At 37.8% G+C, this 20,942-nt stretch carries 16 protein-coding genes and 1 pseudogene; 13 read left to right on the top strand and 4 right to left on the bottom strand.

The features are described 5' to 3' along the window. The first annotated feature begins 26 nt into the window (after positions 1 to 26). A complete protein-coding gene (gene guaB, locus T432_RS0101140) occupies positions 27 to 1,487 on the top strand; it encodes an IMP dehydrogenase (RefSeq protein ID WP_028883834.1) in 1,461 nt (486 codons plus the stop codon). Positions 1,488 to 1,525: 38 nt separating this feature from the next. Here the strand turns inward: guaB and T432_RS0101135 are convergent, their stop codons facing one another. Next, positions 1,526 to 2,779, bottom strand: a complete 1,254-nt coding sequence (locus T432_RS0101135) for an NnrS family protein (RefSeq protein ID WP_028883833.1) — start codon at positions 2,777 to 2,779, stop codon at positions 1,526 to 1,528. Positions 2,780 to 2,963: 184 nt separating this feature from the next. Here T432_RS0101135 and guaA point away from each other — a divergent pair, with 184 nt between their 5' ends. Next, positions 2,964 to 4,562: a glutamine-hydrolyzing GMP synthase gene (gene guaA, locus T432_RS0101130; RefSeq protein ID WP_028883832.1), complete on the top strand. Its 1,599-nt coding sequence runs from the start codon at positions 2,964 to 2,966 to the stop codon at positions 4,560 to 4,562. Positions 4,563 to 5,172: 610 nt separating this feature from the next. On the opposite strand, the gene T432_RS0101125 is transcribed toward guaA, so the two are convergent. Next, positions 5,173 to 6,855, bottom strand: a complete 1,683-nt coding sequence (locus T432_RS0101125) for a Sau3AI family type II restriction endonuclease (RefSeq protein ID WP_028883831.1) — start codon at positions 6,853 to 6,855, stop codon at positions 5,173 to 5,175. 35 nt (positions 6,856 to 6,890) lie between these two features. On the opposite strand from T432_RS0101125, the gene dcm (T432_RS0101120) reads away from it, so the two are divergent. From dcm (T432_RS0101120) to dcm (T432_RS0101085), 7 genes and pseudogenes are all read left to right on the top strand, one after another. Continuing rightward, the gene (gene dcm / locus T432_RS0101120) at positions 6,891 to 8,174 is read left to right on the top strand and encodes a DNA (cytosine-5-)-methyltransferase (RefSeq protein WP_028883830.1); all 1,284 of its coding nucleotides are present in this window, start codon (positions 6,891 to 6,893) and stop codon (positions 8,172 to 8,174) included. 98 nt (positions 8,175 to 8,272) lie between these two features. Then, a pseudogene (locus tag T432_RS08630) lies at positions 8,273 to 9,019 on the top strand (alanine racemase). Between the two features lie 23 nt (positions 9,020 to 9,042). After that, a complete protein-coding gene (locus T432_RS08625; protein WP_028883827.1) occupies positions 9,043 to 9,357 on the top strand; it encodes an alanine racemase C-terminal domain-containing protein in 315 nt (104 codons plus the stop codon). A gap of 243 nt (positions 9,358 to 9,600) precedes the next feature. Then, on the top strand, positions 9,601 to 12,564 hold the full coding sequence (locus T432_RS0101100) for a TonB-dependent receptor domain-containing protein (RefSeq protein WP_028883826.1): 2,964 nt from the start codon (positions 9,601 to 9,603) through the stop codon (positions 12,562 to 12,564). 48 nt (positions 12,565 to 12,612) lie between these two features. Then, on the top strand, positions 12,613 to 13,038 hold the full coding sequence (locus T432_RS0101095; RefSeq protein WP_015551698.1) for a MarR family winged helix-turn-helix transcriptional regulator: 426 nt from the start codon (positions 12,613 to 12,615) through the stop codon (positions 13,036 to 13,038). Next, complete coding sequence (locus T432_RS0101090; RefSeq protein WP_028883825.1) at positions 13,028 to 13,912, top strand: pirin family protein; 885 nt, start codon at positions 13,028 to 13,030, stop codon at positions 13,910 to 13,912. The genes T432_RS0101095 and T432_RS0101090 overlap by 11 nt, the downstream gene beginning before the upstream one ends. Positions 13,913 to 13,919: 7 nt before the next feature. Further along, positions 13,920 to 14,906, top strand: coding sequence for a DNA (cytosine-5-)-methyltransferase (dcm, locus tag T432_RS0101085; RefSeq protein ID WP_028883824.1), 987 nt, complete (start codon positions 13,920 to 13,922; stop codon positions 14,904 to 14,906). Between the two features lies 1 nt (position 14,907). On the opposite strand, the gene T432_RS0101080 is transcribed toward dcm (T432_RS0101085), so the two are convergent. After that, positions 14,908 to 15,729, bottom strand: a complete 822-nt coding sequence (locus tag T432_RS0101080) for a PDDEXK family nuclease (RefSeq protein WP_028883823.1) — start codon at positions 15,727 to 15,729, stop codon at positions 14,908 to 14,910. Positions 15,730 to 15,809: 80 nt separating this feature from the next. Between T432_RS0101080 and tadA the strand changes: the two genes are divergently transcribed. The 4 genes from tadA to T432_RS0101060 are packed head-to-tail and all read left to right on the top strand — an operon-like array spanning position 15,810 to position 19,558. Next, positions 15,810 to 16,277 carry a tRNA adenosine(34) deaminase TadA gene (tadA, locus tag T432_RS0101075; RefSeq protein ID WP_028883822.1) on the top strand — a complete coding sequence of 156 codons (468 nt, stop codon included), beginning with the start codon at positions 15,810 to 15,812 and terminating at the stop codon, positions 16,275 to 16,277. Between the two features lies 1 nt (position 16,278). Further along, the gene (locus tag T432_RS0101070) at positions 16,279 to 17,355 is read left to right on the top strand and encodes an LD-carboxypeptidase (protein ID WP_028883821.1); all 1,077 of its coding nucleotides are present in this window, start codon (positions 16,279 to 16,281) and stop codon (positions 17,353 to 17,355) included. Further along, complete coding sequence (locus T432_RS0101065; RefSeq protein ID WP_028883820.1) at positions 17,352 to 18,956, top strand: ABC-F family ATPase; 1,605 nt, start codon at positions 17,352 to 17,354, stop codon at positions 18,954 to 18,956. The genes T432_RS0101070 and T432_RS0101065 overlap by 4 nt, the downstream gene beginning before the upstream one ends. Then, positions 18,956 to 19,558 carry an IMPACT family protein gene (locus T432_RS0101060; RefSeq protein WP_028883819.1) on the top strand — a complete coding sequence of 201 codons (603 nt, stop codon included), beginning with the start codon at positions 18,956 to 18,958 and terminating at the stop codon, positions 19,556 to 19,558. The genes T432_RS0101065 and T432_RS0101060 overlap by 1 nt, the downstream gene beginning before the upstream one ends. On the opposite strand, the gene T432_RS0101055 is transcribed toward T432_RS0101060, so the two are convergent. Beyond that, positions 19,548 to 20,843 (bottom strand): NCS2 family permease, encoded by a 1,296-nt coding sequence (locus tag T432_RS0101055; RefSeq protein ID WP_028883818.1) that lies wholly within the window; start codon positions 20,841 to 20,843, stop codon positions 19,548 to 19,550. The genes T432_RS0101060 and T432_RS0101055 overlap by 11 nt on opposite strands. Positions 20,844 to 20,942 lie beyond the last annotated feature (99 nt).

Below are 20,942 nucleotides of genomic sequence, written 5' to 3'. Positions count from 1 at the left end.
AATCTATCTTTGTGTAGGAGTAATTCATGCGATTAACCAAAAAAGCACTCACTTTTGATGATGTACTATTGGTGCCTGCTTATTCAAATATCCTTCCCAAGGATACTAGTCTTAAAACAAAATTAACTCGTAATATAAATCTAAATATTCCAATTGTCTCTGCGGCTATGGATACCGTAACAGAATCAAGCCTAGCCATTGCTATGGCTCAAGAGGGTGGTATCGGTATTATTCATAAAAATATGTCCGCAGATAAACAAGCTCAGGAAGTCTCACGCGTTAAACGTCACGAATTCGGTATTGTTATTGATCCTGTTACTGTATCACCGCAAACTACTGTTCGTGAAGCAATTGCGCTTCAGAAGTCCCATGGGTTTTCAGGATTGCCAGTAGTTGAAAATGGAAAACTAGTCGGCATTGTGACGAACCGCGATTTGCGTTTTGAAGAAAGATATTCAGAACTAATTGCAAATGTAATGACTCCAAAAGAGCGTCTAGTCACTATGAAGGAGACGCAAACTTTGGACGATGCACAAGCTTTGATGCATAAACATAGATTGGAACGCGTCCTTATCGTTAACGATAATTTTGAGTTACGTGGACTAGCTACAGTTAAAGATATTCTTAAAAATCATGAACACCCAGTCGCAAATAAAGACTCTAAAGGACAGTTACGCGTAGGTGCGGCTGTTGGTGTCGGTGAAGGTACAGAAGACCGTATCGAGAAATTAGTAGCCGCTGGAGTGGATGTTGTAGTAGTAGATACGGCTCACGGGCATTCTCAAGGGGTGATCAACCGTGTGAAATGGGTTAAGCAAAATTTTCCGCAAGTGGATGTAATAGGCGGGAACATTGCCACCGCAGCAGCAGCTTTAGCTTTAGTTGAAGCGGGTGCAGATGGTGTGAAAGTAGGGATTGGGCCAGGGTCTATTTGTACCACTCGCATTGTGGCAGGCGTTGGTGTTCCACAAATCACAGCAATCCACGATGTTTCAACAGCACTTGAGGGTACGGGTGTGCCTATGATTGCGGATGGCGGGATCCGTTATTCCGGAGATCTCTCGAAAGCGTTGGCAGCAGGGGCTCATTCATGCATGATGGGTAGTATGTTTGCGGGAACTGAGGAAGCACCGGGTGAGGTGATTTTATTTCAAGGGCGCTCATATAAGTCATATCGCGGCATGGGTTCGCTTGGTGCTATGGAGAAAGGCTCTGCGGATAGGTACTTCCAAGAAACTGGTTCTGCTACAGACAAACTGGTGCCTGAAGGTATCGAGGGGCGCGTACCTTATAAAGGCAGTGTGCTTGCGATTATCTACCAACTTATTGGAGGCGTGCGTGCATCTATGGGATACTGCGGTTGTCCGACGATTGAGGATATGCGTACTAAGGCTGAGTTCGTAGAGATTACATCAGCAGGTATGCGTGAGTCTCATGTACATGATGTACAAATTACGAAGGAATCTCCTAATTATCGTCAGGGATAAATAAGAAATAGGGGTGGAGTGCGGGAGCATTGCCACCCTTATTTTTTGGAGCGAAATCTATCGGCACGTGGCTTAATTAAAAGAGGCGTGAAGCGATATAAAAAGAGACCAAAAGCAATAATCCAAAATAGAGCGGCCGCATGCCAAAAGGCCAAGATAATATTGCTCGGATAGAGGCCAGACATGCGAATAACAAAAGCGATAAGCAAAGAAATATACATCCACACCATCCATCTATCGGCTTTAAGTGGCTGCCCAGTATGCCCTAATGACGTGCGTGTAAGCATTCCAATAATCATGACTGCAAAGCCGCCCATCCCAATAACATGAAGATGGAATGCGGGTCTTGATAGCATAAACGCCAGATTGTTTTGCGTACCCCAAGCTTCTACAAGAGCCGCATATGAAGGCGAGAGCAGAAAATATACGCCCGAAAAAATAAGCCCGAGACCTAAGAAAAAATACGAAATATAAAGCACCCAAAGCAGAGGTATGCGTACGACTTTGTGAGGTTTCCATTGCGATAGCTGAAAAATAGAAATAAGCCCTGTGGCAATAACCCCGCCTGCAGCCACTAAATGTAATCCCAACACTGATGCTGCGAATGTAGCCACCATAAGAGATAACTGTAAGGAGCCTGAGTTTTGGTGATTTGGGATTTCGATATTAGCTCCACGCGATGCAAAAAATGGCAATACTCTCCTAGCGATCATCAATGCGATATAGGCCATGCCGATAAAACCAAAGTCCAGATAACGCGAAACGCCAATATAATCTCCATTTAGAACGGAGTACAGATAGCCAAGATCAAGAAAAGCGAGCACTAAAAGGACAAAGGGCAGAATATAATTGCGTTTATTTTTTGTACTCCAGACAACCGCCCAAAGTCTATAAGCTGACGAAGCAAAGAATGAGAATTCAGTGACCATTCCGATTTTAAAGGCAATGTCATTTGGAATTAGCAGCAGAAATCGAGAAACCCACCATAGCAAAACAATGATCATCAAAGTGCGGCCCTGAGCAGGATTGCGACCTGTCCATGTGGCACTAGCTGTCAGAAGAAAGGCCACGGCAATAGTAATTACAACCCCCCACAACATCTCGTGAGCGTGCCAATAGCTAGCTGTCATCGGCCCTTTAAGTGAAGCAGGAACATAAATCCAAAGAATGATGGAGATAATAGACCATAACGCAGCCGATAGATAAAGCGGACGAAAGCCTAAAGAGAAAAGGGCTTTTAAGCTAGGCTTATTCGATTGAGGTTCATTGGAGTTTTGAATATTTACTAACATATGCTGTAAGGTAACGTAAAGCAAGGCTATAGGGTGGCAATAATAATTATTCTCAATAATATCAAAGCTTAATTTGAAACCAAGCAAAAACATTAAATTATGAGAGGTTAAATCTGCATGCTTACCGCATGCATACTCAGTAATCTCTTATAATTTTGAAATATTTAATACTTAGGTTTTTTAAATGCATCAGAAAATACTTATTCTTGATTTTGGCTCTCAAGTAACGCAATTAATTGCAAGACGAGTCCGTGAGACTGGCGTCTATTGTGAAATTCACTCAGGTGATGTGAGTGAGGAATTTCTACGCGAAGAGCAAGCAAAGGGTTTGAAAGGCGTTATTCTGTCGGGCAGTCACTCATCTGTATATGGTGAGGAATCGGATAAAGTTAGCAATGCCGTATTCGATTTAGGAGTTCCAGTTTTAGGTATTTGCTATGGCATGCAGCTTATGGCAATGCAACTGGGTGGTCGCGTTACATGGGCTAATCATCGAGAGTTTGGACATGCTGAAATTGAATTGCATGGTGACTCGAAATGGTTCAATGGCTTAAAAGATGGTGTTGTTGCAGGAGATGAATCTCGTCCTACCTTGCATGTCTGGATGAGTCATGGAGATCAAGTAGAAATCATGCCGGATGGATTCGTGTGCATTGCCTCCACAGGAAGTTGTCCGATAGCTGCTATGGCTGACGAGGGACGTGAATTTTATGCAGTGCAATTTCATCCAGAAGTAACTCACACAAAGCAAGGGGCTGAGCTACTGCGTCGCTTTGTTCGCGATATTTGCGGATGTGAAGGTGACTGGAATATGCCCGATTATATCGATGAGGCTGTGGCTTATATTAAAGATATTGTCGGCGAAGATGAAGTGCTTTTAGGCCTCTCAGGCGGGGTGGATTCTTCTGTTGCGGCAGCTTTAATTCATCGCGCAATAGGCGATAAGTTGACATGTGTGTTTGTGGATCATGGATTGCTTCGAGAAAATGAAGGCGATCAAGTTATGCAGGCTTTAAGCACAAATTTAGGCGTAAAAATTATCCGAGTAAATGCAGCTGATCAATTTTTAGGAAAGCTTGCAGGTGTGTCCGACCCAGAGCAAAAACGCAAAATCATAGGACGCGAATTTGTTGAAGTTTTCCAAGAGGAAGCCGCCAAGCTTCCTAATGCGAAATGGCTTGCTCAAGGAACAATTTATCCAGATGTGATTGAATCTGCAGGATCAAAAACTGGTAAGGCGGTAACCATTAAATCGCATCATAATGTGGGCGGATTGCCAGAAACACTGAATTTAAAATTGCTTGAACCATTGCGAGAGTTGTTTAAGGATGAGGTGCGTAAACTTGGATTGGCCCTAGGTATTCCACAATCATTGATTTTTAGACATCCGTTCCCTGGACCAGGGCTTGGAGTGCGGATATTGGGCGAAATTAAACCTGAATATGTTAGCTTGCTCCAAAAAGCCGATACTATTTTTATAGAAGAGCTTCATAATTTTATTGATGAAGAGACGGGCAAATCTTGGTATGACCTTACATCGCAGGCTTTTACTGTGTTTTTGCCAGTTAAAAGCGTAGGAGTGATGGGCGATGGCCGCACATATGACTACGTAGTTGCATTGCGTGCCGTGCAGACGTCAGACTTTATGACGGCGGATTGGGCACCATTGCCATATTCTTTGTTGGCAAGGGTTTCGTCGCGCATCATAAATGAAGTTCGTGGCATTAATCGTGTGACCTATGACATTAGCTCTAAACCTCCTTCTACGATAGAGTGGGAGTAGGTGGGCTTCGTTTGTCTTCGGGACTGAAAATGTCCCTTCGCCTCACTCCGCTAGAGTACCAAGTGGTTACGGTGTTGGTGAGTAATCGTAAGGGTTTTAAGTTCAACTGGGGAGATTTCGGTGTGGGTAGTTCTCCGGTAGGGGTGTGGTTAAGCGGAGGCTTCGTTCGTCTTCGGGACTGACAATGTCCCTTCGCCTCACTTCGCTAGAGTACCAAGTGGTTACGATGTTGGTGAGTAAACGGAAGGGTTCTTAGTTCATCTGGGGAGGTCTCGGTGTGGGTTATTCGCCGGTGGTGGTGTGGTTAAGCGGGGGCTTCGTTCGTCTTCGGGACTGACAATGTCCCTTCGCCTCACTTCGCTAGAGTACCAAGTGGTTACGATGTTGGTGAGTAATCATAAGGGTTCTTAGTTCAGCTGGGGAAGTCTCGGTGTGGGTGGTTATCTGGTGGGGTGTGTTTAGGTGCTTAGTTAAAAGCTCGTATATTCATAATTAAGTTTACTTAATGCTACAAAAGGGACAAGTAACGTTATCCACATCATAAGATACTAAGAAATAATAATACTGCAAACTACACAAAAAGAATTAATTTTTCACCTAATTACATAGGTTACTTTTTAAAATCATTTAATTTATCAATGTATTCTTTGAATATCTTTTGAAGAAAATATTTTGAAAGCCAGAATGAGTGGTTAGAAACTCTACAATCATTAGGTAGTGCATTGGTAACACTTTTATTATTTATATATTTACCCTTTCCATAAATGGATTTCTTTCCATAAATGGATTCATTAGGCAACTCATAAACTGATTGGCTTGAATGAATTTTATAGAAAATGACATTACACTCTATAGCCTTGGGAAATTTATGTTCAATTCTATTGCCGTTTTCCCCTTTTACGACTCTAAAAATATCATTTTGACCTAATATGGTTTTAACACTTTCCCAATCTCTTTTAAGTCCATCCTCTAATTGTTCAGGAAACCCCCAGAAAAATACATGCTTCAATATATATTTATCTTGTTGACTATCATCCTGCACAAATAAAACGAACATTATTCGTTTTTGATATATTTCTGTATAAACCTGTGATTGCTTCCATTTCTTTTCTTTATACAAAGTTTTAAAACGAAAAACTTTGAATGGTGAATCTTCTTTGGGCAATAAATTAGGTTTTACTCTTATAACTCTAAGTAACATATTGGATTTTTGGAACTCTTCTGAAAGTTCGATATTTTCTTTAAGATTAAAAATTTTTCGGATTAAAAGATTAGCTTTATTCTTAGAATTTTCTCTTATCTTAAATTCTTCTAATAAGTTATCTAAAGTTTTACCAAAGTGAGGTTGAAATTTCTCTACAATTAAATCTTCAAAGGGCTTAGATTTTTCTTTATCATTTTTGGCTATAGATTCAAATTGTGAAGTAATTTTGGGGATTGTTGATACATATCCATATAGCTTTTTATTTCTTTCATGCTGAAGGTTTTTAAACTTATTATTTAGTAAATAATTCAAGTATTTTGGTTTTAGTGACCAACATCTTGGCTTAGCTGGTATAACACCGAATCTTTGTTTTGTTAAGCAATTCCCGTTTTGACCTTTTACTGAAGCTGCAAGATAGGTGGTGTCGCTTTCAGATATCGTATGAGCCTTACCCTCCAATATTTTATTAGAAATTGTTTCATAATCCCTTATGATTTGAGGCAAATCTTCATTAAGCCAATCATAAAAGCCAATGTAATTAATAGTGCTTTTCAGTATGTTTTCTTTTGAGACATGTTTATAAAATAGGATTATTATGTTTTTACATTTTTCATACAAAGGGGACTCTTCAAATTTTACTTTTTTATAGTTTTTATAGTTAATCATACATAACGAGAGTCTCTCTTTAGCTTTTAAAGTTATTTCAGGGGTATTATTAGAACAATTTTTTTCTATTTTTGATTTTTTTTTAGTTGAAACGTAGGGGGTAACTTTAATCTCAAGAGGTATGTCCGTAAAATCAGCAGTTTTTTTATTGTTGAGATTATATCCATAAAAACATTTTTCTATTATTTGTCCAACTTTACCTTTGTTCTTCTCATCGAACTTTTGTTTAACCTCAGAAGAATTATTAACGATTTTTTTGTTTAGGTAATCGTCCCTGGATTTGTAGCAATTTTTGTCGTATTCAGATATTATTTGTTCTAAACTTTTATCTAATATTCTTTTTGAATATTCATACATGCTTTTTAAATCGCTATCATCGTAACTAAAAAGTTCTTGGGATTCTTTGAGTTGGGTGCTAGACATAATTAATCCGTATTTATACTTACTACAAACATTTTATGAAAAATAAGTCGATGCTCAAAATACTGGAACTATTTGCTGGAGTAGGTGGTTTTAGAGTAGGACTTGAAAATTCTGATTCGTCATTTTTTCAAACTCATTGGTCAAATCAATTTGAACCCTTAAGAGTCTCACAAGATGCCTTTGAGGTTTATAACTATCATTTTCCAGATTCTGAGAATATAAATATTGATATTGCAAAAATTCCTGATAGTAAGTTCTTATCAATGGATGTTGACCTGATTGTGGGTGGTTTTCCATGCCAAGATTATTCAGTTGCAAGGAGCAAAAAAAATGAGTTAGGTATTGAGGGTAAGAAAGGGGTTTTATTCTGGCAAATTATTCGAGCAACCAAATTAACTAATCCTCAATATTTGATATTGGAAAACGTTGATAGACTTTTAAAAGCACCCTCAAAACAGCGAGGTAGAGACTTTGCTATTATGATGTCAGCGTTTAATTCTCTTGGATATTCATTAGAATGGAGGGTTATAAACGCAGCCGATTATGGTAGAAGTCAAAAGAGAAGTAGAGTTTACATTTTTGTATTTAAAAACGATTCAAAATATTTTAAAAAATTTACATTATTTAAAAAATCTAATCTAGAAGAAACAAGACTAATTAAATTAGCAAAACTACATCTAAAAAAATTTGGACTATTTGCAAGACAGTTCCCAGTTAAAAATGAGTTGAATAAAAATAGAATATCGTACGGTAAGCTTTCCGACGATATATTGGATGTTTCCAATAATTTTGTGGGTAATTTCTGGAATTCAGGAATTATGACTCAGGGTAACTTTGTTTCTTTAGAATTAAATTCTAATTATGAAGGTAAACGTTTAACTCTTAGAGACATAGTTCAAAAAAATTGTGAAATACCAAAAAGGTTTTTCATAACAGATGATTTAACGATTCGAAAATTTAAATACCTTAGAGGACCAAAGAAAATTGAAAGAACCTCTTCAGACGGCTTTAAATATATGTTTGCTGAGGGTGGAATGTCTGAAGTCGATGACCTTGATTCACCAGGAAGAACTATGTTAACTTCAGAAGGTTCAATAAACAGATCAACACATTTTCTTCAAGTAGATAACAAATATAGACTATTGACACCCATTGAAGCTGAGAGGCTACAAGATTTCCCTGACAATTGGACTAAGTATAAAAAAACCTCTACTGGAGAGGTAGTTGAAGTTTCAGACAGAATGCGCATGTTTTTTATGGGTAATGCTCTAGTCACAGATATTGTCAAACAAATTGGTGATTATTTAAAGAAAATTTAAAACCCTAAATTTGTATAGACATTAGGATTTTCCCTCTGAATTATCTTGTATTTCTTAACTTATGATGAAAGTTCCAACACTTTTTGAGGTTAAGAAATATGAAGTTCCCACTTAAATCATTAACAATTATTATTGCTTCACTTTTTGCTGCTCAAAGTAACTCTGCTCCTGTACTAAGTACGGATGATGTGAAGGTTAGTCAATTGTCAGAGTTCTCTGCTAATGCGTGGATAGAGGTTGATGTTCATGCCTTCGAAAGCAATATTGCTGAACTCCAAAGATTACTAAATGGTAAATCTAAAGTTTGTGCAATTCTAAAAGCTGATGCATACGGACATGGTATTAATCTTCTAATGCCGAGTATAATAAAAATGAATGTACCATGCATAGGCATTGCCAGCAATGAGGAAGCCAGAATTGCAAGAGCCCATAAATATGAAGGTACCATTATGCGTGTGAGGGCGGCTTCTATTAATGAAATCAAAGATGGTATTTAATATGATATGGAAGAGCTTGTAGGTGATGTGACGCAGGCTCAAACCATTAAAGATTTGGCTAAGGAAGCAGGTAAAGATGTGCGAATTCATATATCTTTAAATTCTGCTGGTATGGATAGAAATGGTATTGACATGACTACTGAAAAGGGCAGGTCAGAGGCACTGGAACTTACAAAGTTCTCTAATTTAAAGGTAGTTGGAATTATGACCCATTATCCAGAAGAGGATGAAGAAGTAATTCGTAAAGATTTGGCTAGATTTAATGAAGACACTAAATGGCTTATTGAAAATGCTGGTTTAAAACGTGACCAAATTGTCTTACACACCGCAAATTCTTATACTACCTAACTGTACCTGAAGCTCATTTTAATATGGTGAGGCCTGGTAGCTTACTATATGGTGATTCTAGACCTACGAGAACTGAATATAAACGCATTTTCTCGTTTAAATCGAGGGTGGCTAATATCAATCATTATCCAAAAGGCTCTACCGTTGGGTATGACAGAACATTCACTTTAGAAAGAGATTCTATGTTAGCAAATCTGCCGTTTTGGTATTCGGATGGTTATAGAAGGGTGTTTTCTAATAAGGGTTATGTATTAATTAATGGTCATAAGGTTCCAGTTGTGGGCAGATTTTCTATGAATACAACTATGGTGGATGTCACAGATTTCCCTGATTTTTAGAGGGTGCTGAGGTAGTAATATTTGGAACTCAGGGTGTTGCGAAAGTTGAGCATTCCGTTATTGAAGAGATAAATGGTGCTTTATTGGCAGACCTTTACACTGTGTGGGGGAATTCAAATCCAAGGATCGTGAAACCAACCAACTAATTATTTTACAAATGCTAATGATAATTATTATCATTAGCATTCAATTTATGATATCCTTGCATTCTGGTACTAATTTGAAACAAATTATGGGGATAGGATGCAAAAAGTTTTCACATATACTGCGGTTATGTTGCTTTGCGTGCAGGGTTCGGTTGCATTGCCACAAACAAATTCCATTGAAATCGAGGATATTGATGTAATCTCTGATGCTCAAGAGTCGACTTCAAAGCAAAGTGTTTATATTGCTCCTAAGGCGACGTCGGTGCGTGTGATAGAAAAAAATAACACTAAGTCTGTGGATGATATTATGCGGTCGGTGCCTGGGGCTTTTACGAATATCGATAAAACTTCAGGGGCCGTGAATGTAAATATTCGGGGTATGAGTGGCTTCGGTCGTGTCAATACGATGATAGACGGTGTGTCTCAGACGTTTTACGCTGCATCGTCAGACAATGGCTCTAAGGCAGGCGGTACGTCTACTTATGGCAGTCTTGTTGATCCGAATTTTATTCGAGGAATTGATATTGAGAGGGGCGGCTTCTCGGGGCGTGGTGGTGTTAATGCTTTGATGGGTTCTTCGAATTTTCGCACTGTGTCTGCAGATGACATTGTGCAAAATGGTCGCAATTTTGGTATTCAGTTAAGCGGTGCGAAAGGGAATAACGGTATCGGTCCTAATTTTGCGGCTATTGGGGCGTATAGACGTAATGTTGGGGAGAGTGGATCGCTTTCGTTCTTGTATGGTGTTTCGCTTAGAAATACTTCTGAAGATTTTAAGGTAGGTGGCAATGTTCAACCCCGCGTCTACCATAAGACGAATCGCAAAGGCTACAACACGGTTCTCCGAGTAATTGAAGTCGAAAATGAAAAGGGTCACTTAGAAAAGAAAACTGTTCAAGTAACAGTTCCATATGATGTATATGAAGATCAATATGGAAATTCATACGATCATGACCCAAGTGCTTTGGATAAATCATTAAAGCAGACTCCACTCAGTCACATTGCCAAAATTCAATATCAAAATGATATGTTAAGCACAGCTTTGCAGTATCGAGATTACAAGACGGAACTCTCAGGCCGTATCATAAGGCAAAACACATATCAATTCGATGCGAATATTCATCCAGAAGATAACAATTTAATTGATTTCAATATCTTGGCTGCACGCACTATAGGCAAACAGCACTTCGATAAGGCTGCAAGATTCCAGAGCTTTAAGTTATTAAAGGATTTGGATTTAAAAAATACTGCGGATACGATTGATTTAAACAACACGTTTAGAATGAAACTAGCTGACAATGCGAATCTACGCACAACAGTAGGTTTTAATATGCTTAAAAATAAGTATGAGAGAAATCGAAATCCGTATGAGATCAACTACATTTCCAACTCAAATAATCTCCTATATGACACTGCTTTATTTGATGGTAACTATATGGTAGGCGGTCGTCTTTCTAATACGGTTCAGCCAGAGGGTGCTCAAGAATTTCAATCTGTATATCTTGATAATACTCTAAACTGGGGTATCTTCAGTCTTGATGTAAATCTTAACTACACGAAAGCTGATCATAAGGGTAAGGTGTATATGTACAAGGGGTTGAATGGGCCTTCTCGACGTGCATGGCTTAAAGAGAAATATTCAAAAGATATATTTGCCGTAGTGGCTAATCCAAGCTTTACAAAAGACTCATATGCGGGTTCATTTGCAAATCCAGAATATGAAAAAATTATTTCGAATAACCTAATCTATGAATTCGATGAAACCTTGGACATTGCTGGAGGTACGGAAGAAAATGAAGATGGTGTTATGCCAGATGGAGTTATAGACAGAAAAGATTTCGATGCTCTTAAACAAAGAAATATGTATTCATTTGCTGAATTAGGAAAACTTAAAAAACGTCTTAAACGTGAGGGTTTATCGAACGAGGAAATTAATAAACGCATTGATCAAAGATGGAATGAAATGGTTCAAGATATGACGGAGGATCTTTTTAATACAGTTTCCTCTGATCCAAAGGATTGGAACTATGAAGAGATTCAAAAGGGTTCGAATCGATATCTAAACTACCACATAGGTTTGTCAGCAAATATAAGTGATTGGTTTACTCCTTTTGTCAATATTTCCAGAACGCATAGAGCTCCAAATGTGACGGAAATGTATTTCTCCGAATTGGCTGACTCAGGTGTGGATTCAAACATGAAACCAGAGATTGCAAAAACTACCCAAGTAGGGTTTAATACGTTTAAGGAGAATATTTTTAAAGAAGGTGATTTTCTAGGTCTTAAAGTCCTTGCTTATAAAACTGAAATCGAAAATTATATCTATAACATAAAAGGTAATAGACATATAGGAGAGGATGCTTACAACAAATATGGCTTTAACTGGTATATCTACCATAAAAATAGCCAAGTGCCTGTAAAAATTAGAGGTTTTGAGATTGAACTGAATTACGATTCGGGTAATTTCTTTGCAAATCTATCTTATGCACGTCAAAAAACGAATCAGCCATTAAACTTTACGGATGCGAGTCCAGATATTGATTCTAAAGATGGGCGTGAGCGTTATTTTCAAGGTTATGGCCTTACAAAACTGACTATGCTTCCTCGTGATTACGCATCTATAGAGTTGGGAGGGAGATTCTTTAATAAGAAATTGGTACTCGGGGGCATTGCCAAATACTATGGGCCAAGCAAAATAAGCAAAGCGTATGATGCGATTCCGATGGATTGTAGCGGAGAGCCAGCTGTTCATGTGGTCTTGCCTGATGGAAGCTCATATTGGAAGACGAACCATCTCTGCGGTTTTACAAAAAGAGAGGGCACGCTTAAAAAACAACCTTGGATTTTTGATATATATGCTACTTATCAGCCAAACGATAATTTAAGTGTTAAGCTTGAAGTGCAAAACGTGTTTAATAAAGGATATATAAACCCTCTTGACGCTGGCAATGATTCTGCAAATCAATTTTTATTTCAATCTGGTGCAGGGGATTATGCACATATGGGCGATAATTATGCAAGAGGTCGTACGGCGATATTAAGTATTGATTATAGATACTAGATCATTGCCATCTAGAGTATATAATCATATTAATTTTAGGGAATTTGAATGGATGAAATCGATAATTATTTGATTGTATGTCTTAGATTTAATTTGCATTTTTTGAATAAGAGGATTCAAAAGGTAGCAAAGAAACAGAATCTTGCATTGAATGAGTTTGACCTTTTGCATCTCTTATATTGCAATGGAGAGATAGGTGTAACCGAATTAAAAAAATGGATACCGATAGGTCCTAGTTATGTCGACATTATTCTTAAGAAACTCTTAGTAGGTGGGTATGTAGATCGCCGAAGGAATCCTACTGATCGCAGAGAGGTTCTTTTTAAATTAAGTGAGCAAGGCATGTTTGTTATGGATAGTCTTATAGTGGATTATCAAAAAAGTATAGCTAAGTCCTTTGCAATACTTACTGAAGACGACAAATATAATCTTGTTAATCTATTGAAGAAATTAGGGAGGGGGTATGACCTGTAAGGTTACAAATATGCAAACTGGATTTGCTACTAAAGACGGTGCTGGTGTGAGTTTGATTCGTGTTTTGGGACATGATACGGTCAAAATCTATGACCCGATACTTATGCTTGACTCTTTCGATAGCACCAATCCAGACGACTACACTGCTGGATTTCCTATGCATCCACACAGAGGAATTGAAACTATATCTTATGTGTTCAGTGGTGGCATGCAACATCGAGATAATCTTGGATTTGTAGACACAGTATCTAATGGTGAAGTTCAATGGATGACTGCTGGGTCTGGTATTCTTCATGAAGAAAAAGTACCAGCTGCGGATAGATTATTAGGTGTCCAACTTTGGTTGAATATGCCTGCGGCTAATAAGATGAATGACCCTGAGTATCATCCTATTAAGAACTCTGATATTAAAGAGATTGAACTAGATGGAGCCAAGCTACGTCTTCTTGCAGGTCGATTTCCAATAAAGAGCTTTGATGAAGAGGAATCGAACGATCAGCAAGTCGCTAAAGGATTCATATCAAAGTATTCTCCATTGAATTATTATGATGTAAGTATGGAAGATGGTGCTGTGGTTGATATTCCTGTTCCGACCGATGCTTCTGTAATGATTTTTACCCTGCTTGGTTCTGTAAAAGTAGGTGATACTGTAGTTAATCCTAAAACTGCCGCAAAAATCTCTTCTGATGGAATATTAAAGCTTGAGGCTACTGATGGGGAAAATAAAGTCTTAGTAATGATTTCTAAAGCTTTAAATGAGCCAGTTGCTTGGGGTGGTCCTATTGTGATGAATACCCGAGATGAATTGGATCTTGCCTTTCAAGAATTAAGAAACGGTACATTTATTAAATCTAAGATGGCTATAGAGAAATAACTTATCCATGATTCTAATCAGCGAACCTCTACTTAAGGGCTTCACATTTATTGACCTTTTTTCTGGAATAGGTGGCTTTAGAGTTGCCTTGCAAAGTCTCGGTGCAAAGTGCTTATTTTCTAGCGATTGGGATAGATACGCTAAAGAGACTTATTGGATAAATTTCAAAGAACTTCCTCACGATGATATTACTAAAATAGATCTAAAGTTTATACCCGAACACGATATATTGTGTGCGGGCTTTCCTTGTCAGGCTTTTTCAATCAGTGGGAAAAGATTGGGATTTGAGGATAGTAGAGGGACTTTATTTTTTGATGTTGTACGAATTGCTGAGTCAAGACGTCCTAAAGTTATATTTTTAGAAAACGTAAGGAATTTTGCTAATCATGATAGTGGACGAACTTTGAGGGTAGTTAAACAATCTCTTTTGAGACTCGGTTACAGTTTTGACTGGAAGGTTTTGAATTCTTCAGATTATGGGATTCCTCAAAGTAGAGCGAGAGTATTTATGGTTGCATTCCGTGAAGATCTTAAACATTTAGAGTTTAATTTTCCTCCGCCAATGAAATTAAATAAGTATGTAGAGGATATTTTATTACCTGATTCTGAAACATCTCACTTAGTTCGAGAAAGAGAGGATATAAATTTATTTAGAGATGAGCCTGAATTAAATGTTGATGAAACTTATAGAATTGGTATAGTTGGTAAAGGTGGTCAGGGTGAGAGGATATATAGTCCAAAAGGCTTATCTGTTACTTTTTCTGCAAATGGTGGCGGGCTTTTCGCTCACACATGTGGCTATTTAATAAATGGTAAAACTAGAAGATTGCATCCTAGAGAGTGTGCTCGTTTAATGGGTTTCCCAGACGACTTTAAACTGAACCCCAATGAAAAGCAGGCTTACAAGCAACTAGGAAATTCTGTAGTTGTTGATGTAGTTCAAAGTGTCGCTCAAGAGATAGGTAAAACCTTATCTCTTGAGTATGAGAAATAATTTAAGAAGTTAATTTCTTAAGTTCTATATCAGCTTGAACTAATTTAGACTCCATTGATGAATTAAGTGGTTTCAGTGAAATTGAAAAAATAATATTGGAATTATGAGTATTTGATAGTTGTCTTACTCTGTAAGCACCCCTGCCTAATTCTAGATTTCTTTTAAGCATAAATCTTCTACCATTAGCTTCTAAAACCAATTCGTTATAGTTAGTATCTGAGTCAATAAAAAGGTTTTTATCTTTTATTTCAACATGCTTATTAGATGGTTTTATGTAATTTTTAAAAGTTTCTAAAAAAGCTTTCTCATGGATAGTGCTTATTGAATTTGACCCACTTGTTTTCTGACGATATATAGCTTGAACATTAAAAAAGTATTTTAAGTCTTCACGCTTAAAAACTAGAAATTTAGTTTTATCATTTACTGTTGTTGCAGTAATAATAAATTTCACATTCTTGTTGCGCATTGCTTCATTTATCCAACTATAGATATAATGCGGATCTATTTTTAACTTAGCACCACTAGTCCCCGCATTTGAATATGCATCATGTTCATTATTCATGGTCTCAACCATGAACCTAGATAATAAGTTATTCGGATTTCTATTCATTTCTGAGTAGACAAATTTTCCATTCTTATCTTTCACTACAAATTGGCCACATTGAGCCTGACCCATTTTGCATTCGATATAGAAATTACCTCTCCTAAAAGATATATCGCTAACAGTTGAATTTGATCCGCCAACACATTTAAAGCTGTTGCCGCATTCGTAATTTTCATTTAGATATGTCGCACAAGCCTCTTCAAAATCACTCCAACTCATATTTCCCCCTAATTAAATATAAAATAGATGGAATTTATGTTAATTAAATTTAGTTAAATTTGTGTTACTAGATAAAACAAATGTTTTCAAATCAATACTTTATGAAAATTGCTCTGCAAAATGCAGAGAAAGCATATGAAAATGGTGAGGTTCCAGTCGGTGCGGTGATAGTGGGCCCAAATAATGAAATTGTAGGGCAAGGATTTAATCAAGTTATAAGTAAAGCAGACTCTACTGCCCATGCGGAAATCGTTGCTTTAAGAGAAGCTAATAAATATTATAAGAATTACCGACTCCCTAAGGGTTCCTCCCTTTATGTAACCCTAGAGCCTTGTATAATGTGTCTCGGAGCTTTGTTGCATGCCCGACTTGAAAATTTAATCATTGGGACGCGAGACTATAAAACTGGTGCTTGCGGTGGAAATTTATCAATCCATTCATCAGATTTAAATCATCATATGAATACTAGTGTCGGTGTTATGGCTGAAGAATGCTCCGAAATTTTAAAAAAATTTTTTCGAGAAAGACGCATCGTAAAGGATATTTAGCATGATAGACTCCCTAAAAAAATCCGACGAACACGAATTAGAACAATTAGTTAATGATGCCCAAATACTCTTTGATGAAGCAGATGACGTACCGTTGCAAGTTAGAGAATATGAAAAAAAACTTGGCATTTACCTAATTTCACCTTCAAGCTATTTAGCAGACCCAAAAAGAATACAAGTTGCAAAAACAAATCTACAAAGCTTCGGCTTTAAAGTAAAAGTCGATAAATGTGCAACTGAAAAATATCTTAGATTTGCTGGTACCGATATACAAAGGGCGAAATCATTCACTCGTGCTATTAAGGAGTCGAAAGCACCCATAATTATGCCTACTCGTGGTGGGTATGGATTAACAAGAATATTGCCACTTATAGATTGGAAGCTGCTAGCAGAAAATCCTCGCACTTATTGCGGATACAGCGATTTCACGGCATTCAATCTTGCTTTACTTGCTAAGACAGGATTGCCTAGTTTTACAGGACCTAATGCTGTAAGCGATTTTGGTTCAGATAAACTCGATGAACTAACTACCGAAATCTTTGTCGAGATGATGCGTGGGGAACTTGAAATTCTTAGTTTTGTATCTGAAGAGTCCGACTCCGTGGATGAAACAGGTGTTTTATGGGGTGGTAATCTTGCATTGCTCACAGCATTACTTGGAACGCCATATTTTCCAAAAATCAAAAAAGGTATTTTGTTTTTAGAGGATGTAAGCGAACATCCATATCGAGTAGAGCGTCTACTTATTCAGCTGCACCAGGCGGGAGTTTTAAAAACACAAAAAGCAATTGTCCTTGGAGATGTGTCTGACTATCAATTAGTGGATAACGATAATGGTTTTAGCCTGATTTCAGTTATTGAATGGTTACGCAAGACAGTTAAAGTGCCCGTTGTGACTGGACTTCCGTATGGACATGGGGAGGTGCGGGTAACATTGCCAATAGGGAAAAAAGTTGGACTTGCAACTGAAGATGGCATGGCACATTTAGTCATCGATAAGCATAATCACTCAAAAGATGACTCTGACCATCATACAAATTGTCTAAATCTTGAAAAATATAAGAGAAAAAATAAGTGATCCAAACTTCAAATCTAACTATTCAATTTGGTCCAAAGCCGCTCTTCGAGAATGTATCGGTTAAGTTTTCTGGGGGCAATAGATACGGACTTATCGGCGCTAATGGTTCGGGCAAATCAACATTAATGAAAATTCTTGGAGGAGAGCTTGAGCCTACCTCAGGAAATGTATCCTTAGACCCAGGCCTTAGATTAGGAAAGTTGCGTCAAGATCAGTTTGCATACGAAGATAAGCGAGTTTTGGATGTGGTCATTATGGGCCATAAAGAAATGTGGGATGCGATGACCCAAAGGGATGCGATTTATGCAAATCCTGATGCCAGCGAAGATGATTATATGCGTGCTGCTGAACTTGAAGCCAAGTTTGCGGAATATGATGGTTATACGGCTGAAGCGAGAGCAGGTGAATTACTACTGGGTCTTGAAATTCCTATTGAAAAGCATAATGCTTTAATGAGCGAGATTCCTCCTGGATTGAAACTTCGTGTTTTACTTGCTCAAGCTTTATTCTCAAACCCTGATGTGTTGTTGCTTGATGAGCCTACGAACAACTTAGATATCAATACAATTCGTTGGTTGGAAAACGTGCTTAATCAATATGAGAGTACGATGATTATTATCAGTCACGATAGGCATTTTTTAAATCAGGTTTGTACTCACATGGCCGATCTCGATTATGGAGAATTGCGTATCTACCCTGGTAATTACGATGACTTTATGCTCGCTTCAACTCAGGCTCGTGAACGCATGCTGGCAAATAATGCAAAGGCTAAAGAGCGAGTTTCAGAGCTTCAAGACTTTGTTAGACGATTTGCGGCTAATAAATCAAAATCTCGTCAAGCAACCTCTCGTTTAAAGCAAATCGATAAGATTAAGGCCGAGCAGGTAGAGATTAAGCCATCCTCTAGACAAAATCCTTTTATTAGGTTTGAGCAGAAAAAACCTTTGCACAGGCTTGCATTTGAGGCAGATAAAATTTCTAAGTCCTATGATTTGCCTGTAATTCGTGATTTCAGTGCCATGGTTGAAGCTGGACAAAAAATTGCCATTATCGGTGGCAATGGTGTCGGGAAAACTACTCTATTGCGTATGCTCGCACTCGATTTAAAACCTGATTCTGGTTCTCTTAAATGGTCAGAAAATGCAGATATTGGTTATATGGCTCAAGATGTATCCTATGCTTTTTCTAAATCCTCAAATTTATTTGATTGGATGTCTGAATTTAGGCAAGAGGGTGATGACGATCAACAAATTAGGTCTGTATTAGGCCGTTTGCTTTTTTCAGCAGATGACATTGTTAAAGATGTTAGTGTTTTATCGGGCGGTGAGAAAAATCGTATGTTTTTCGGCAGATTGATGCTTGGAAAACACAATGCTTTATTACTTGACGAGCCTACTAATCACCTAGATATGGAGTCAATAGAGTCTCTTCAAATGGCTTTAGAGAAATTCAAGGGAACTGTTGTCTTTGTTTCTCATGACCGAGAGTTTGTTAGTGGGATAGCCGATAGGATTATAGAAATATTTCCTGATGGACAAATAATTGACTATCAAGGAAACTATGACGATTATCTGCGTTCTAGACATATAGAAGAAGATTAATGTCTTCAAAAATCTATAGAATTCAATCATATCAGTATTTCGAAGAGCGAATTAAAAATAGTCTTTTTATTTGCCATTGTGCTCCTGTTTTTAGTGCAGAAGAGGCATTTGATTTCTTCAATAAATACAGCCAGTCTGATGCCACTCATAATTGTTGGGCCTACAAATTAATTGATTCATATAGGTTTAATGATGATGGAGAACCAGGTGGAACAGCTGGAAGGCCTATGCTTCAGGCTATTGAGGGAAAAAATCTAATCAATGTTGCTTCATTAGTAATTAGATATTATGGTGGCATAAAGCTAGGTACTGGTGGACTAATGCGTGCTTATGGCGGTGTGACGGCTAAATGCTTGGACCAAGCAACATTGATTGAAGTCGTTCCAACTAAGAAAATAATTTGCAAAGTGCCATTCAGTGACATTGCCATAGTGAAGTCAAAATTCACTCAAGGAATAAGTGTTGTGGAAGAGAATTTCACTAATGAAGGTGTAGTTTGGCAACTAGAAGTAGAGGAGAACTTAGTGTCAAATCTTGGTCAGACTGTAATAAATCTGACCAAGGGTAAAGGGGTATGGGAATTCCCTGAAATTAAGCAATAGCAAATCTAAGCACAAACAGAGCGGCAATTAAAATTGTTGCTAGATGCAGCTCTTTAAATCGGAATGTGAATGCTTTAATAATTACATAACTGATAAAGCCAAATGCCATACCTTCAGCGATAGAGTAAGTGAAAGGCATAGCAATCAATGTAATTGCTGATGGCACAACCTCTGTCATATCATTCCAATCTATCTCAGTGATTTCTCTAAGCATTAAAAGTGCAACATAAATCAATGCGGGAGCAGTGGCATATGCAGGAATAACTCCAGCTAGTGGCGATAGGAATAACACTAACAAGAATAAAATTCCAATAACAAATGCTGTTAAACCAGTGCGACCACCTGCCTGAACACCAGACATACTTTCCACATATGCTGTAGTACTTGAAGTACCAATTAGAGAACCAGCTAATATGGCAGCAGAGTCGGCCATGAGTGCTTTACCTAAATTGTTTTTGCGATTAGGTCCAACATCTATAAGATTTGCTCTTTTTGCTACACCTATCATAGTCCCAGTGGCATCAAAAACTTCGACCAATACAAACACAAGTAATACGCTAATTAATCCTTTTTCCATAACACCAGGAATATCTAGTGCGAGAAAAGTAGAGCTAATAGATGGAGGCGTTGAAATTATGCTTGCAGGTACAGGTGTAAAGCCGAGGATAATTGAAAGAGCTGAGACAGCTAAAATCCCTATAAGAATGGCACCACGTACTTTTAAGCAATCAAGAATTACTATTATGAAAAATCCGAGAATGGCTAATTGGACTTGGTGGGATCCGAAATCTCCGTGACCCGTGAGTGTAGCTGGGTTATCTATAACAATACCTGATGATTGGAATCCAATAAAAGCCAAAAATAGACCAATACCCGCAACAATCGCAGATCTTAAAGATTGAGGGATACCATCAATTAACCATTTGCGAGCACCAGTTAGTGTAAGAATGAAAAATATCACACCAGAGAGGAAAACTGCGGCTAAAGCTTGCTGCCATGTATAACCCATAGCACCAACCACACCAAATGCAAAGAATGCATTAAGGCCCATTCCAGGAGCCATACCGATTGGCCAATTAGCAAGAAAGGCCATAATAAATGAACCTACGGCAGCAGCCAAGCAGGTGGCAACGAACACCGCACCTGTATCCATTCCTGTAGTTCCTAAAATATTAGGATTAACAAATATAATGTAGGACATGGTTAGGAATGTTGTGATTCCAGCAAGAACTTCAGTTCTTATATTTGAATTATGTTCAGAAAGTTTGAACATCCTCTCAAACATGATAAAACTCCAAATGGTGTAAGAATGCGTCATTTTAATTCCTAAACTATGAATTACATGAATTGTGAAAAGTCTTATATATTAAAATTTTATTTAAAC

Source organism: Taylorella asinigenitalis ATCC 700933, from assembly GCF_000687755.1.
Lineage (GTDB): Bacteria > Pseudomonadota > Gammaproteobacteria > Burkholderiales > Burkholderiaceae_B > Taylorella > Taylorella asinigenitalis.
The sequence above is the reverse complement of the archived record's forward strand: the minus strand, read 5'-3'. Positions and strand labels throughout refer to the sequence as shown.